This window comes from Dellaglioa sp. CoH-57-MRSF-21 (genome assembly GCF_056781915.1).
Genome location: NZ_JBXAXU010000002.1, coordinates 314,847 through 330,508 on the forward strand (window position 1 = coordinate 314,847; position 15,662 = coordinate 330,508).

At 33.7% G+C, this 15,662-nt stretch carries 14 protein-coding genes; all 14 read right to left on the minus strand.

Annotation, left to right across the window (positions count from 1 at the left end; translation table 11 throughout):
• Positions 1-39: 39 nt before the first annotated feature.
• The 14 genes from lepA to rimP all read right to left on the minus strand — a co-directional run bounded on the left by lepA (position 40) and on the right by rimP (position 15,656).
• On the minus strand, positions 40-1,881 hold the full coding sequence (lepA, locus tag AC1RPQ_RS03465) for a translation elongation factor 4 (protein WP_481761374.1): 1,842 nt from the start codon (positions 1,879-1,881) through the stop codon (positions 40-42).
• A gap of 122 nt (positions 1,882-2,003) precedes the next feature.
• Positions 2,004-3,143: a molecular chaperone DnaJ gene (gene dnaJ, locus AC1RPQ_RS03470; protein WP_481761375.1), complete on the minus strand. Its 1,140-nt coding sequence runs from the start codon at positions 3,141-3,143 to the stop codon at positions 2,004-2,006.
• A gap of 125 nt (positions 3,144-3,268) precedes the next feature.
• A complete protein-coding gene (dnaK, locus tag AC1RPQ_RS03475; RefSeq protein WP_481761376.1) occupies positions 3,269-5,104 on the minus strand; it encodes a molecular chaperone DnaK in 1,836 nt (611 codons plus the stop codon).
• 25 nt (positions 5,105-5,129) lie between these two features.
• Positions 5,130-5,726 (minus strand): nucleotide exchange factor GrpE, encoded by a 597-nt coding sequence (gene grpE, locus AC1RPQ_RS03480; RefSeq protein ID WP_481761377.1) that lies wholly within the window; start codon positions 5,724-5,726, stop codon positions 5,130-5,132.
• 17 nt (positions 5,727-5,743) lie between these two features.
• Complete coding sequence (gene hrcA, locus AC1RPQ_RS03485) at positions 5,744-6,787, minus strand: heat-inducible transcriptional repressor HrcA (protein ID WP_409022460.1); 1,044 nt, start codon at positions 6,785-6,787, stop codon at positions 5,744-5,746.
• Between the two features lie 154 nt (positions 6,788-6,941).
• Positions 6,942-7,886: a riboflavin biosynthesis protein RibF gene (ribF, locus tag AC1RPQ_RS03490; RefSeq protein WP_481761378.1), complete on the minus strand. Its 945-nt coding sequence runs from the start codon at positions 7,884-7,886 to the stop codon at positions 6,942-6,944.
• Positions 7,887-7,902: 16 nt separating this feature from the next.
• Complete coding sequence (truB, locus tag AC1RPQ_RS03495; RefSeq protein ID WP_481761379.1) at positions 7,903-8,808, minus strand: tRNA pseudouridine(55) synthase TruB; 906 nt, start codon at positions 8,806-8,808, stop codon at positions 7,903-7,905.
• Positions 8,809-8,965: 157 nt separating this feature from the next.
• Positions 8,966-10,372 carry a tetratricopeptide repeat protein gene (locus AC1RPQ_RS03500; protein ID WP_481761380.1) on the minus strand — a complete coding sequence of 469 codons (1,407 nt, stop codon included), beginning with the start codon at positions 10,370-10,372 and terminating at the stop codon, positions 8,966-8,968.
• A 342-nt stretch (positions 10,373-10,714) separates the two neighbouring features.
• Positions 10,715-11,068, minus strand: coding sequence for a 30S ribosome-binding factor RbfA (gene rbfA / locus AC1RPQ_RS03505; RefSeq protein WP_409022457.1), 354 nt, complete (start codon positions 11,066-11,068; stop codon positions 10,715-10,717).
• Positions 11,069-11,095: 27 nt separating this feature from the next.
• Complete coding sequence (infB, locus tag AC1RPQ_RS03510) at positions 11,096-13,423, minus strand: translation initiation factor IF-2 (protein WP_481761381.1); 2,328 nt, start codon at positions 13,421-13,423, stop codon at positions 11,096-11,098.
• Positions 13,424-13,438: 15 nt separating this feature from the next.
• Positions 13,439-13,744, minus strand: coding sequence for a L7Ae/L30e/S12e/Gadd45 family ribosomal protein (locus AC1RPQ_RS03515; protein ID WP_409022455.1), 306 nt, complete (start codon positions 13,742-13,744; stop codon positions 13,439-13,441).
• Positions 13,734-14,033, minus strand: coding sequence for an RNase P modulator RnpM (rnpM, locus tag AC1RPQ_RS03520; RefSeq protein WP_409022454.1), 300 nt, complete (start codon positions 14,031-14,033; stop codon positions 13,734-13,736). The genes AC1RPQ_RS03515 and rnpM overlap by 11 nt, the downstream gene beginning before the upstream one ends.
• Before the next feature lie 43 nt (positions 14,034-14,076).
• Positions 14,077-15,153: a transcription termination factor NusA gene (gene nusA, locus AC1RPQ_RS03525; RefSeq protein ID WP_409022453.1), complete on the minus strand. Its 1,077-nt coding sequence runs from the start codon at positions 15,151-15,153 to the stop codon at positions 14,077-14,079.
• Positions 15,154-15,182: 29 nt separating this feature from the next.
• The gene (rimP, locus tag AC1RPQ_RS03530; RefSeq protein WP_409022452.1) at positions 15,183-15,656 is read right to left on the minus strand and encodes a ribosome maturation factor RimP; all 474 of its coding nucleotides are present in this window, start codon (positions 15,654-15,656) and stop codon (positions 15,183-15,185) included.
• Between the last annotated feature and the right edge of the window lie 6 nt (positions 15,657-15,662).

A 15,662-nucleotide genomic window follows, 5' to 3' on the forward strand; every position in this document is an offset into this window, starting at 1 on the left:
AAAAAACGACAACCAGACTTTTCCGGTTGTCGTTTTTACTTATTTTTTCTTAGATTCTTCATCTTCATCAATTTTCAAGACTGCCATAAATGCTTCTTGTGGAATCTCAACATTACCAACTTGTTTCATTCGTTTCTTACCAGCTTTTTGTTTTTCCAAAAGTTTCATACGGCGTGTTCGATCTCCACCATACAATTTAGCTGTAACATCCTTACGGTATGCTTTAATATTTGTTCTTGCAATAATTTTTTGTCCAGCAGCAGCTTGAACTGGAATTTCAAACATTTGGCGCGGAATTAATGATCTTAATTTATTGACGATACCTTTTCCACGTTCAAAAGAAAAATCACGATGAACAATAAAACTCAATGCATCAACTGCTTCACCATTCAACAAGATATCAACTTTAATTAAATCACTTGGACGGTAACCCTCTTCTTCATAATCCAGGGATGCATATCCACGTGTATTAGATTTTAATTTATCAAAGAAATCAAAGATAATTTCTGATAAAGGCATATGATAAATAATATTTACACGGAATTCATCTAAGTAATCCATCGTCTCAAAAACACCACGTTTTTTTTGACAAAGTTCCATGACTGCTCCAACATATTCATTAGGTACCATAATACTTGCTTTCACATAAGGTTCGTTAATTTGCTTAATTGATGATGGTTCTGGCATTTCAGAAGGGTTAGAAACAATTATTTTCTCACCATCAGTTAAATCAACATGATAAATTACAGATGGTGCCGTTGTAATCAAATCTAACCCAGATTCACGTTCTAACCGCTCTTGGACAACATCCATGTGTAATAACCCTAAAAATCCACAACGGAACCCAAATCCTAGTGCTTGTGACGTTTCTGGTTCAAATTGTAAAGCAGCATCATTTAATTGTAATCTTTCAAGTGCCTCACGTAATTCATTATATTTTGAATTATCTACGGGATATAACCCACAATAAACCATAGGATTAATTGCACGGTAACCATCTAGTGCTTCAGTTGCTGGATTGTCAGCTGAAGTTACTGTATCACCAACTCGTGTATCTCGAATATCTTTAATTGCCGCTGTAACATACCCAACATCTCCGGCCATTAAAAAATCACGATTAACTGCTTTGGGTGACATAACCCCAACTTCAGTCACTTCATATTTTTTCTTACTATTCATTAATTCAATTGTGTCGCCAGGTTTTACAACACCGTCAACCACCCGAATACTCAAAACAACGCCACGGTAACTATCATAGATTGAATCAAAAATTAAAGCTTTCAATGGTTTTTTTAAATCACCATTTGGTGCAGGAATTTTCGTTACAATCTGTTCCAGCATCTCTTCAATACCAATACCATTTTTAGCACTTGCCAGAACGGCATCAGAGGCATCTAATCCGATAACATCTTCAATTTCTTTTTTTACCATTTCAACATTAGCAGATGGTAAGTCAATTTTATTAATAACTGGTAAAATCTCCAAATCATCATCAATCGCTAAATAAACGTTTGCGAGTGTCTGTGCCTCAACACCTTGAGCAGCGTCTACAACAAGTACAGCACCTTCACAAGCCGCCAAACTCCTTGAAACTTCATAAGTGAAATCAACATGTCCTGGTGTATCAATTAAATGAAAGATATATGTTTCACCATCTTTAGCAAGATAATGTAATTCAACCGCATTTAATTTAATTGTAATTCCACGTTCTCGTTCAAGATCCATCGAATCGAGTAATTGATTTTGCATCTCACGTTTAGTAACTGTATCAGTCATCTCGAGGATACGATCCGCAAGTGTGGATTTTCCATGATCAATATGTGCTACAATCGAAAAGTTTCGAATATGTTTTTGTCTATCTTGCATTTCTTCAAAATCCATTAATAGCGTCCTACTTTCTTGTTTCTATCTCTTCTGATTATAACAATCAACGCTACTAAACACAATTACAGTTCGCATACAAAAAAATAGAATCATCTTAGAAGACGATTCTATTTTTAACTTTATTTCTTATTTTTAAATTGATCTTTTAACTTATCAAATAAATTACCTTCGCCAACAACGTTTTTACCGCTAGCTGTAGCAAATTCTTTCAAAGCATCTTTTTGTTCTTTTTTAAGATTACGAGGTGTTTCAATATTAACCGTCACTTCTTGATCACCATTACCCTTACCATGTAATTTAGGCGCACCCTTATCACGTAATCTGAAAGTCGTTCCAGTCTGTGTTCCAGCGGGAATCTTCATTTTTACATCTCCATGAACGGTTGGAACCGTTACTTCGTCGCCCAATGCAGCTTGGACAAAGCTAATTGGAACATCAATGTAAATATCAGGACCTTCACGGTCAAATGTGCCACTAGCCTGAACTCTAAAGATAATGTATAAATCTCCATAAGGTCCACTATTTTCACCAGATTCACCTTGTCCTTGAAGACGCATCTGTTGACCATCTTCAACACCAGCAGGAACAGTTACTTTAACTTCATGTCTTTCATCAATATGGCCTGATCCATGACATGTATCACATTTTTCTTTAATCTCTTTACCTGTACCATGACAAATATCACATTCTTGTTCAGTCATCATGTTTCCAAGTGGCGTACGACGCTCAACTTGGATAGTACCTCGACCACCACATTTATGACATGTAATTGGAGAAGTTCCAGGTTTTGCTCCAGAACCAGAACAAGTAGCACATAGACTTTTACGATTGTATTTAATTGTTGATTCTTTACCAAAAACACCTTCATTAAATGTCAATGTCATCTCGTATTGCAAATCACGACCTGCTCGTGGAGCGGTTGGATCTTGGGAAGCACCACCACCGCCGAAAAATGAACTGAAAATATCTTCAAATCCACCGCCGCCAAATCCACCTTGTTGTCCTTGACCACCAAATCCTCGGTAAGCACCACCTTGAGACCCAGCTGAACCATATTGATCGTATTCAGCTTTCTTTTGTGGATCACCAACTGTTTCATATGCTTCAGTGATTTCTTTAAATTTATCTTCGGCACCAGCATCCTTATTAATATCCGGATGATATTGTTTAGATAACTTACGATACGCTTTTTTTATTTCTTCAGGTGACGAATCTTTAGTCACACCAAGTACATTATATGGATCTTTGTTCTCTGCCATTCCGTACCTCCGAATAACCTTTTTGGTTTTTATTGCTCTAAATAGGATAACATGTCTAACATGAAATAAAAAGCCAAAGTCCCAAAGGCCTTTGACTTTCTATCACACTCAAAATTTAGTAAAGATTACTTCTTATCTTCAGGGTTAACTTCTTCGAAGTCACCATCGACAGTTTCATCTTTAGGGTCTTTAGCCGTGCCTTCAGCACCAGCTTCACCTTGAGCTTCTTGTGCTTGTTGATACAATTTAACAGTTAAGTCTTGAACAATTTTATTCAATTCATCTTTCTTAACTTTCATATCTTCAACATTGTTATCTTCTTGAGCTTTCTTCAAAGCATCACGAGCATCTTCAGCAGATTTAATTTCTTCTTCAGTTACTTTACCTTTTAATTCTTCCAAAGTTTTATCAACTGAGAATAATAATTGATCAACTTCATTCTTCAAATCAACTTCTTCTTTACGTGCCTTATCTGCTTCTTCGTTTTCTTTAGCTTCATTAACCATGCGTTCGATTTCGTCTTCTGCAAGACCACCTGAACTCTTGATTGTAATTTTTTGTTCTTTGTTTGTGCCTAAATCTTTAGCAGAAACGTTAACAATACCATTTTTATCAATATCAAATTTAACTTCAATTTGAGGGATTCCACGAGGTGCAGCAGGAATATCATTTAATTGGAAACGGCCTAATGTTTTATTATCAGTAGCCATTGGACGTTCACCTTGTAAGACATGGATATCAACGGCAGGTTGGTTATCTGCAGCTGTTGAGAACGTTTGTGACTTGCTTGTTGGGATCGTTGTATTACGATCAATTAACTTAGTAAAGACGCTACCCATTGTTTCAATACCCAATGAAAGTGGTGTTACATCAAGTAAAACAACATCCTTAACATCACCAGTAATGACACCACCTTGAATTGCAGCACCAAGTGCAACAGCTTCATCAGGGTTAACTGATTGGTTAGGTTTGTGATCTGTTTCTTTTTCAACTAATGCTTGAACAGCAGGAATACGTGTTGAACCACCAACCAAGATAACTTGATCAATATCAGCATTTGTTAATCCAGCATCTTTTAAAGCATTTTGAACTGGAATACGTGTACGTTCAACTAAGTCTTGTGTAAGATTATCAAATTTTGCACGTGATAATGTTGCTTCTAAATGTAAAGGTCCAGCAGCACCGGCTGTAATAAATGGTAAGCTAATTTGTGCACTAGTAACACCAGATACATCTTTTTTAGCTTTTTCAGCAGCATCTTTAAGACGTTGCATTGCCATTTTATCTTTTGATAAGTCAATACCATTTTCTTTTTTGAAGGTCTCAACTAACCAGTCCATGATTTTTTGATCAAAATCATCTCCACCAAGTTTAGTATCACCGTTTGTTGATAGTACTTCAAAGACACCATCACCTAATTCAAGGATAGAAACATCAAATGTACCACCACCTAAATCGAATACAAGGATTTTTTCATCTTTTTCAGTATTTTCAAGACCATATGCTAAAGCAGCAGCAGTAGGTTCGTTAACAATACGTTCAACTTCTAAACCGGCAATTTTACCAGCATCTTTTGTAGCTTGACGTTGTGAATCGTTAAAGTAAGCAGGAACTGTAATAACAGCTTGTGTTACTGATTCGCCTAAGTAAGCTTCAGAATATTCTTTGATGTATTGTAAAATCATAGCAGAAACTTCTTGTGGTGTGTATGATTTTCCTTGAATATCTACTTTGTAGCCTTCTTCTCCCATGTGACGTTTAATTGATGCAACAGTATCAGGGTTTGTGATTGCTTGGCGTTTAGCAACTTCACCAACTTGAGTTTCGCCATCTTTAAATGAAACAACAGATGGTGTTGTACGATTTCCTTCTGGGTTTGTAATAATTTTTGCTTCTTTACCTTCTAACACAGCAACAGCTGAGTTAGTTGTTCCTAAATCAATTCCTATAATTTTTGCCATAATTTATCTACCTCTTCTTATATTATTATTGAGCGACAACGACCATTGCTGGACGTAACACTCTATCTTTTAATTTATATCCTTTTTGAAGGACTTGAACAATTGTATCTGCTTTTTGATCATCAGAAGCTGGAACTGTTTGAACTGCTTGGTGAACATTTGGATCAAAAGTAACGTCATCAGTTGCAATTTCTATAACGTCATTATTAGTTAATGCTTTTTGTGCATCTTTATAAACTAATTCAATACCTTTTTTAAGTTGTTCGCCACTCTCAGTGTCAACCTCAATTGCCAATGCTCGTTCCAAATTATCGATAACTGGTAGAACATCTTTAGCTAATGATTGCCCGCTATACTTTAAGAGTTGTTCTTGTTCTTTCTTAAAGCGTGTATTCATATTTGCCATTTCGGCTTCTGCTCGTAAATATTTATCTTCCATTGTGTCTAAACTAGCTTGTAACTCAACTAATTTATCTGCATCAGAAGGCTTTTTACTAAATTTTTCTTTTACTTTATCAGTAACAGAACTTTTTTTCTCATTTTGATTAGTTGCTTCACTAGACTGATGTTGCTCTTGTGTAACATCTTCTTCAACTAAATCTTCTTTGGCATCTTTAACCACACACAACACCCCTTTTCTTATTTATCAAATTGTTGATAATAATCTAACAATTTTTTAGCAAGCTCATCACTAAATGCATCTAATAAACCAATCATTTTTGAATATGGCATATTTGTAGGACCCAATAATGCGATAACCCCTTGACCATGGTCACTAACATCATAACTAGCTGATATAAGACTATAGTTATCAAGTAATTGGTTCGTTAATTCCTCACCAATTTTAATTTGAATAGGTTTACCTTGAATTCCAATTAATTCACCAATATTCTTGTTATTTGATGTGTCTACTAAATCATATAATGATTTTAATTCATCCACGTTACTATCGGTAGCAAAATCTAATATATTAGATTTACCGCCAACAAAAACTTGTTCACGTGCTGCCTGCTTTAAAATATTACCAAAAATATCTAAAATACCAGCTGGCCTACGCATATAATTAACCAACATAACTGGGATACTTGTTCTTAACTTCTTAGAAATTTCAGCTAATGACAACCCAATTAATTGGTCATTCAACAACCTTGTTACGGCTTCTAAATCTGATCCGTTAATCGATTTAGGAATACTGAATGTCTGATTCTCAACAACGCCACTACTCATCACAAGAATAGCCATAATTCGATGATTTCCTAATGGTACTAATCGAAAACCTTCGAGACGACTTTCCATTGTTTCAGGTCGTAAAGAAATCGCTGTATAATTTGTTAAGTCCGAAAGAATCTTAGTTGATTCTGCAAATATTTCATCAATCTTTTGAAAATGAACACCAAGAGAATTTTGAATATTCGCTAATTCCGCTGCTGGAACAACGCCGGGTTTAACAATGTGATCAACATAATATCGATAACCTAAAAATGAAGGAATTCTACCAGAAGAAGAATGTGTTTTTTTAATTAACCCATTATTTTCCAATGTCACCATTTCATTTCTGATAGTTGCTGAACTTACATGCATTGGTAAAAAATCAACGACCGATTTAGAACCAACAGGTTGACCAACCTCTGTATATACTCTGACAATTGCTTCTAACACTAACATTTGTCTTTCTGTTAGCATGATCAATCACCTCTTTTTAGCACTTAACACAATGGAGTGCTAAGACAACTATTAATATACTAAATGTTGAGATTATTGTCAAGGAATGCACTCACTTTTTTAAAGAAAATGGCTGACTAAATATATCCTATTTAGTCAGCCATTAAACCAATACTTATATGTGTTGGTCAAAATAAGTATTAGTATTTTTTTTATCTTTATTTAATTGCGTAATTAATCCAGGAATACCTTCAAATTTAACTTCACTTCTCAAATATGCTAACCATTGAACCGTAACAATTTGGCCATAAATCATCTCGTTGAAATCAAATAAATTTATTTCGACCGTTAATTCACGATTTTTTCCAAACGTTACGTTGTAGCCAATAGATGCCATCCCACGATACCAGACATCACCAACCTGAACGCTAGTCACATATATTCCGGGTCCCGGAATTCGAATGTGTTCATTGAATTCTAAATTTAATGTTGGAAAGCCAAGTTCTCTACCTCTAGCTTCACCGTGAACAACTTTACCAAGTGTTTCATATTTATAGCCCAATAACTTATTAACATCGCTAATATGTCCGTTATCAATTTCCATTCTAATTCGAGATGAACTTATCTTTTGATGATTCGTCGCTAATTCAGGCACAGTAATAATTTCAAATTTTTGATTAGCATATAAAGGTAGTGTATCCATATTTGCGATATCTTTTTTACCATACGTATAATCAAATCCTGCAACTACTACCTTTACATGCAATGCAACCATATATTTATCGACAAAATCTTGTGGTTCCATTTTTGCTAAACTATTATTTAGCGTTAAAATATAAAAAATATCAACGCCTAATTGCTTCATTAATAATATTTTTTTTTCCATAGACGTTAAATATTTTACACTTTGTTCGGGTGCTTTTTGAAATTGTACTGACGGATGCTTATCAAATGTCATTACTGCAAGTTTAATATTTTTTTCGTTAGCTTTTTGCTTAGCTTCTTGTATTACTTTTTGATGTCCTAAATGAACACCGTCAAAAAAACCCATAGCAAGTGAAATAGAATCATTACTAATTTCGTTAGGGTTATACGGTTCAGTTAAATAAATAACTTTCATGTTCCAATATCTTCCTTTATCCTAAATCAAACATTGTCTCAGACTGATAACGATTTTTTTCACTATTCAATCTGTATAAACATCTAATTTTATTTTCATAAACTAGAGAAACTGTTGGCTCATTATTAAACGAATCAACTGCTAAAAATCCACCATTTTGGACAATAAGCCACTGTTCAGTTGTTAATTCATACCTTTTAAATGATGTTAGCGCTGTATCAATTGGATATAACAACGATTCTAACGTCCCATTGACTTTAGCCTCATTTAATTGGTCCAGGGTAAACGCCTTATCAATTCTAAAACCGCCGCTTTCCAGTCTAGTCAGGTCGGACATAACTGCAGGTACACCTAATTTTTTACCGAGATCAACAGCTAGCGTCCTAACATAGGTCCCTTTTCCACATGCAACTTCAAAATAAATTTTTTGTCTTTTATTTTCTAAATCATATTCTGTAGCTTTCGTTTGAATAAATGAAGTCACCGTTATTTGTCTTTCTGGACGTTCCACTGTTTCACCTTTACGAGCGTAATCATATAAGCGACGTCCGTTTACTTTAACAGCTGAGAACATTGGTGGAATTTGAATCATTGTACCTGTCATCTGGTTCATAACATCATCAATTTCTTCCGATGTGAAAGGATCTATAATCTCTTTTTCTTCGATTATTTCGCCATCTAAATCTTCAGTTTCTGTAGAGAAACCAAGTGTTATTTCACCCGCATATACTTTGCCAGAATTCATCAAATAGTTTACTGTTTTTGTCGCTTTACCAATACAAATCGGTAGAACACCATCAACATTTGGATCAAGAGTACCTGAATGACCAACTTTTTTGGTTTGAAAAATGCCACGACACTTAAAAACACAATCATGACTGGTCATACCACGTTCTTTGAATAGTGGAATAATTCCGTCCATTGTCTTACCTCCGTTAATATACTTTTAACAGTATATCATAATCAGTAAAACAAGGGATATCGATTCTAATTTTTATAAATATTGAAATTTCTATTTAAGAGATAACTATCTATCATCATTCCTAAATACCTATTTACCAACAGTTTTAGCTACGTTATTATTCACAAAACTTCCCATAAACATCATAATTTTTTATTCTTTCCATAACGTTATCCATTTCTTTTTGTAGTGCAGGCCGATTTTTATATTTCTTTTTCAAACCCTCACAAAGAGATATTGCTACTTCCTCATCTCCAAAGTTATTATACCGTAAAATATAATCGCCAATATTTTGATAGTCTTTTCTATTTTTAGCTTTAACTATTAAATCTTTAACTATGCTTTCAAACATCATGTTAGCTTCTTTGGGATATAGTGGGTAAATATATTTTCCATAATTCATAAATAAATTCAGATTTTTTTTAATTAATTGTAGCAAAATGGTAGCTTCGTTTTCATCTGCTAATATCTGTGCAAGTTGCCAATTATCAAGTGTTTTAGAAATGTTTTTCAGAATATCAGGGTATTCAGCTTTCCAAAATCCATTATCAACTAAAAGCTTTTTTAATTTTTTATAATCGGAATCATTGCCTTTATATAATGCCTGTTTTAAATACTCAATTCTTTTTTGAACTTGATTTGTCTCCTCATAGATAGTATCTAGTCGAGTATACCAAGGTTGTAAATATTGAATATTTTTATCATTATCTGTAATTAATTTTTTTAGTACTAATTTTTCTGCAACTTCATAGTCTTTTCTTGAAACAGCTAACTCAACTTTAAACATTCTAACATCATCAATATCTAAATTATTATTAATAATTTCTTCTGCTTCTTTAATTTTATTTACTTGGAAGAACAATTTAATTTTAAATAATAAATATTTACTTTTCCTATCTTGTTGTGTATATTCATCAAATCTTGTACTAATTTTATCGGCAATTTTCAATACTTTATCCGTATTTTTTGTATTTAGCAAAGGAAGAATGAGACTGAGTAAATCAAAATCACTCACCGCCCATTCATTCCAAAAATTTTTTTTAGCATATCGAATAACATTCGTAACAATTAATTTTTTCTTTTCATCTGCCCCATCTTTAACAGACAGTTTTTCTACATAAATCCGTATTTTAGAAAGTATACTCTCTTGCTCAATCATAAACCCTAATTCTGTATACTCACTGACCTTTACTAATTGTTCTAATAAATCTAATAATATTAACATAGGTGCTTTTAAATAATTTTGACTAAATCTCACGTCACAAATAGAGAGCAGATTATCGACTACTTCACTAATATTGTCGTATCCTCTCCACGAAACATACCCTTGTTTCCTATTTTCATAAATAATTTCTCGAATTCGTTCCTTTGCATCTTCTATTTCTTCTTCTTCATCCAAAAATCCCAAATCAGCTAATATATCATTCTTTATTTCGTATTTATTCTCAGTATATTTTGTTAGTAATCGAATTAATACTTCTTTTGACTGTGAAGTTAATAATTCTTTATATTGCTCTGAATTCAAATTAGTACCTCTTTCTAATATATATTTTGAAAATTAAATTAATTTTTTAAAGGAAATTACCACACTATCTAATGATTGTTGAATAGTGGTATAAGAAAAATTCATAATTCTTCAAATGAATTAGTATTCAACTACACCATATAATCAAAGATATGAGATACCAATACTTACAACTAATTTTACTTGATTACTATTAAAAATAAAAGATATGATTATATTATAAGATAATATCTCCATTGATGAGGAGAAAAAAAGGCCTAATCACTAAGGATTAGGACCTTCATAAAGTTATCCATCAACAACAGTTTAAATAGAGCAACAAACGGTATCAGGATTTTTATTTTAATATTCAGAATCTATCTTTTTAAGTAATTGATCAATTTTATCACCATATTGAACTGACTCATCTCTTACAAAAACCAATTCTGGTGTTTTATAAATTGATAATCTTGATCCAAGTTCACCACGAATTAATCCAGAAGCTTTTTCCAAACCACGTTGTGTTTTTTGTGCATCTGATGCCATATTTGACAATATACTATAGTAAATTGTCGCCTGTTGTAAATCACCAGTTACATTAACTCCCGTAATTGTGACACCTTCAACTCGAGGATCTCTCACTCGTTTTAAAAGAATATCATTAACTTCTTTTTGAATTTCTTGTGATAAACGACCTACACGGTAATGTTGTGTCATTTTATATCCTCCTATAGTTGTTATGAATTATTTAACTGGAACTTCTTCCATAACGTAGGCTTCAATTTGGTCGCCTTCTCTAATGTCATTGTATTTTTCAATCATGACACCACATTCGAAACCTTGTTTAACAATTTTAGCGTCATCTTTAAAGCGTTTCAAGCTTGCTAATTTACCTTCATAAATAACAATACCATCACGAATTAAACGAACGCCGCTATCTCTTTCGATGTAACCTTCAGTGACGTAAGCACCACCAATTGTTCCAACTTTTGTAACTTTATATGTTTCACGAATTTCAACTTGTCCAGTTATTTTTTCTTCAAAGACTGGTTCAAGCATTCCCTTCATAGCCGTTTCAATTTCTTCAATTGCGTTATAAATAACACGATGTAAGCGAATATCAACTTCGTCAGATTGTGCTTGAAGTTTAGCTTGAGGTGTTGGACGAACATTAAATCCTATAATGATAGCATTACTTGCTTCTGCCAAAGTAACATCACTTTCAGTAATTGCACCAGCTGCTTGATGAATGATATTAACTCGAACACCTTCAACATCAATCTTCTTCAAACTTCCTGCAAGAGCTTCAACTGAACCTTGAACATCTGCTTTAATAATAACAGCAACTTCTTTTAATTCGCCTTCTTTAAGTGAATCAAACAAGTTATCAAGTGTTACATGCGTAACATTTCCACGTTCTTTTGTTAAAGCACGTTTAGCACGTTCTTCACCAGCTGCACGAGCAGTTTTTTCATCATCAAAGACAACGAAACGATCGCCAGCACCTGGAACATCATTCAAACCAGTAATTTCTACTGGTGTAGCAGGTTTAGCTTTATTAACTTGACGGCCTTTATCATTTGTCATAGTACGGACACGTCCGAAACTATTACCAACAACAATTGGATCACCAACTTTTAACGTACCTTGTTGAACAAGTAATGAAGCAACTGTTCCACGGCCTTTATCAAGACGAGCTTCAATAACAGATCCAATACCCTTTTGTTTTGGATTTGCTTGTAATTCAAGAACTTCGGCTTCAAGTAAAATCATTTCTAATAATTCATCAAGGTTTGTGCCTGTTTTCGCTGAAATTTCAACGAAAATAGTATCACCACCCCAACTTTCAGGAATTAATTCATATTCAGCCAATTGTTCTGTAACATGAGCAGGATTAGCACCGGGCTTATCCATTTTATTAACAGCAACAATAATAGGTACATTGGCTGCTTTAGAATGATTAATTGCTTCAATTGTTTGAGGCATAACCCCATCATCAGCAGCAACAACTAAAACAGTGATATCAGTAATATCGGCACCACGAGCACGCATATTTGTAAATGCAGCATGTCCAGGTGTATCTAAGAATGTAATTGTTTTATTATCATGTTTTACTTGGTAAGCACCAATATGTTGTGTAATACCACCAGCTTCACCATCAGTAACATGTGTATGACGTAATTTATCAAGTAAGGTTGTCTTACCATGATCAACATGTCCCATGATTGTAACAACTGGTGGTCTTGAAACAAGATTATCTTCATTTTTAATTTCTGCATCAAACATTTTATCAATATCAGCAACATCTACATCGATTTTAGCTTCTGATTTAATACCATATTCTGCTGCTAAAATTTCAATTGTATCTGTATCGAGTGTTTGATTTTGGTTAACCATTACGCCTAACATAAATAATTTTTTAATAATTTCTGCTGGTTCACGATGAATCTTTTTAGCAATTTCAGCAACATTAGTTGCAGCATTGTAATATAAGATTTCTGGTAATGGTTTATCTTTTCTGGGTGATACAGGTGGTTTTGGTGTCGTTGAACGACGGTTTTTCTTATTTCTGTTACGTTTGTTATAAGGATTATTCCCATAACGGTTATTATTATTAAATCTCGAACGTCCTTGCTGATTAGCATTACCATTATTAGCAGTTCTAGCACTTGATTGTGTACTATTTTGAGGACGATTTGCTGGCTTTTCATTTGTTGTCTTTGGTGCAGCGTTAGTTGTTCTTGCTACTGGTTTTGAAGCTACCTGCGATGATTTTTGAGCAACAGGTTTACTATTCGTTGTTTTAGCAGGTTGTGCTGGTTTCTTTGCAACAGGTTTTGCTACTGGTTTTTTCGGTGTTGCATTAGATACAGTTTTTTCAACCATTTTCTTTGCAGCAACTACTTTAGCAGCGCCCTTTTTAAATTTATCGCGAATCTGACGTTCTTCATTATCACCAATAGTTGACATATGATTTTTAACATCAAAACCTTTTGTCGTTGCAAAATCAATAATATCTTTAGTATTTAATTCTAGCTCTTTAGCTAATTCATAAATTCTTTTTTTTCCCATATTTGCATGCTCCTTCTATATATCCATTAAGTCACACATCCTTCTGCTAAAACCTTTATCGGTAATAGCATACACTGTGCGCTGTTGTCCAACGGCCTCACTTAAACTGGCTTTTGAAAATCCAACATATAATTTAACATTATAGCTGTTGCACTTATCTGTTACTTTTTTTAAAGTCGCTTGTCCACAATCTTCAGAAAGAATAACCAATTTAGCTTTATTCTTCCTGACAGCATTCAATACTAGTCCTTCACCAGTCACCAACATACCTGCGCGTCTGGTCAAGCCTAGCATTTGTAAGAATTTTTGACTATTTTTCATCTTTAAATAATTCTCGTCTAGCTACCTGATGGTCAACATATTCGACAAGTTCTTCATAAAATGATTCGTCAATCTTAATACCGAATGCTTTATTGAATGTTCTTTCTTTTTGAGCCTGCTTCGCCACATCTACATCAAGAAAAATATATGCGCCACGCCCTGGTTTCTTACCTGTTGGATCTAAAGATACTTCATTTTCTTTATTCTTAACAACACGAACAAGTTCTTTTTTAGGTTTCATTTCACCCGTAACGATATCTTTACGCATTGGAATTTTACGATTAATCACTTTAATTTGCCTCCAAATCAATTACCGATCAGTTTTAATCGGCTTATTTGTTTGTTTCAGAAACTTCTTTTTCTTCACTACTGTTAACCATATCAGATTCAGATTTAATATCAATTTTAAACGTTGTTAATTTTGCAGCTAATCGTGCATTTTGACCTTTTTTACCAATTGCTAATGACAATTGGTGATCTGGCACAACTACAGTACAAGCATGATCATTTTCTGGATTAAAGACAACATTGACAACTTCTGCAGGATTCAAAGCATTAGCAATGTATTTTGCAGGATCTTCATTCCATTCAACAATATCCATATTTTCGCCTTTTAATTCATTAACAATAGTTTGTACACGTTGTCCTTTAGGACCAACACAAGTACCAACAGCATCGATATCTGGATTATTCGAACGAACAGCTACCTTAGCACGGTCACCTGCTTCACGAGCAATTGATACAATTTCAACTGTTCCGTCATATATTTCAGGAACTTCTTGTTCAAATAATCGTTTTAGCAAGTCAGGATGTGAACGACTAACAAAAACTTGAGGGCCTTTAGCAGCATTCTCAACTTTTGTGATATAAACTTTAATTCGATCATGTGGATTAAAACTTTCACCAGGAATTTGATCAATCTTAGCTAAAACAGCTTCCACTTTACCTAAATTAACATAAATATAACGATTATCATGACGTTCTACTTCACCGCTAACGATTTCATTTTCATATTGAATATATTGATCATAAACAATACTACGTTCAGCTTCACGAACACGTTGCATGATAACTTGTTTAGCAGTTTGTGCAGCAATTCGTCCAAAATCCTTAGGTGTAACTTCAAATCGAATTGAATCGCCAACTTCATATGCTTTATTAATCTCTAAAGCATCTTGCAAACTAACTTCAAGACGTGAATCAAAGACTTCTTCGACTACTTCTTTAACCGCATAAACTGTAATATTACCTTTTTTTGAATCAAACTCTACTTCAACATTTTGTGCTTGATTGTAATGACGCTTGTATGCAGAAACTAATGCTGCTTCAATGGCATCAATAATAACTTCTTTTTTAATACCTTTTTCTTCTTCTAACACTGTAAGTGCACTTAATAGTTCTTTACTCATCTTTAATTTACTCCTTTATAAAAAGCTACTTAAAATTTGATAGCTAAGCGCGCCTTAGCTATTTTTTGACGAGGAATAACGATCGTTCTCTTACGCGTTTTGTCCATATAAACAACTGTTAATTCATCAGCTGTTAATTCCGTTAAGGTACCTTGAAAAATTTTAGCGTTATTAATAGGTTCATATAGTGAAATATTAACGTATTCATTCAAAGCTCTTTCATAATCTTTTTCCTTTTTCAAAGGTCTTTCAGCACCAGGTGATGAAACCTCTAAAAAATAAGCTTGTGGAATTGGATCAGGATTAATCTCATCTAATTTTTCACTTAAAATATCACTAACAGCAACACACTCTTCAATTTTAATGCCTTCAGGTTTATCAATGTAAACTCTTAAAAACCAACTTGGGCCTTCTTTAACAAATTCAATGTCCACCAATTCAATATTCTGTTCATCAACAATTGGTTGAACTAGCTCTGTGACAGTCTCTATAACAGTACTCACACGTTA

Excerpts from the sequence above, each read along its gene's own strand:
- rbfA (WP_409022457.1), bottom strand. The coding sequence starts at position 11,068 with ATGACACAACATTACCGTGTAGGTCGTTTATCACAAGAAATTCAAAAA.
- ribF (WP_481761378.1), bottom strand. The coding sequence starts at position 7,886 with ATGAAAGTTATTTATTTAACTGAACCGTATAACCCTAACGAAATTAGT.
- dnaJ (WP_481761375.1), bottom strand. The coding sequence starts at position 3,143 with ATGGCAGAGAACAAAGATCCATATAATGTACTTGGTGTGACTAAAGAT.
- lepA (WP_481761374.1), bottom strand. The coding sequence starts at position 1,881 with ATGGATTTTGAAGAAATGCAAGATAGACAAAAACATATTCGAAACTTT.
- infB (WP_481761381.1), bottom strand. The coding sequence starts at position 13,423 with ATGGGAAAAAAAAGAATTTATGAATTAGCTAAAGAGCTAGAATTAAAT.
- hrcA (WP_409022460.1), bottom strand. The coding sequence starts at position 6,787 with ATGCTAACAGAAAGACAAATGTTAGTGTTAGAAGCAATTGTCAGAGTA.
- truB (WP_481761379.1), bottom strand. The coding sequence starts at position 8,808 with ATGGACGGAATTATTCCACTATTCAAAGAACGTGGTATGACCAGTCAT.
- nusA (WP_409022453.1), bottom strand. The coding sequence starts at position 15,153 with ATGAGTAAAGAACTATTAAGTGCACTTACAGTGTTAGAAGAAGAAAAA.
- AC1RPQ_RS03515 (WP_409022455.1), bottom strand. The coding sequence starts at position 13,744 with ATGAAAAATAGTCAAAAATTCTTACAAATGCTAGGCTTGACCAGACGC.
- dnaK (WP_481761376.1), bottom strand. The coding sequence starts at position 5,104 with ATGGCAAAAATTATAGGAATTGATTTAGGAACAACTAACTCAGCTGTT.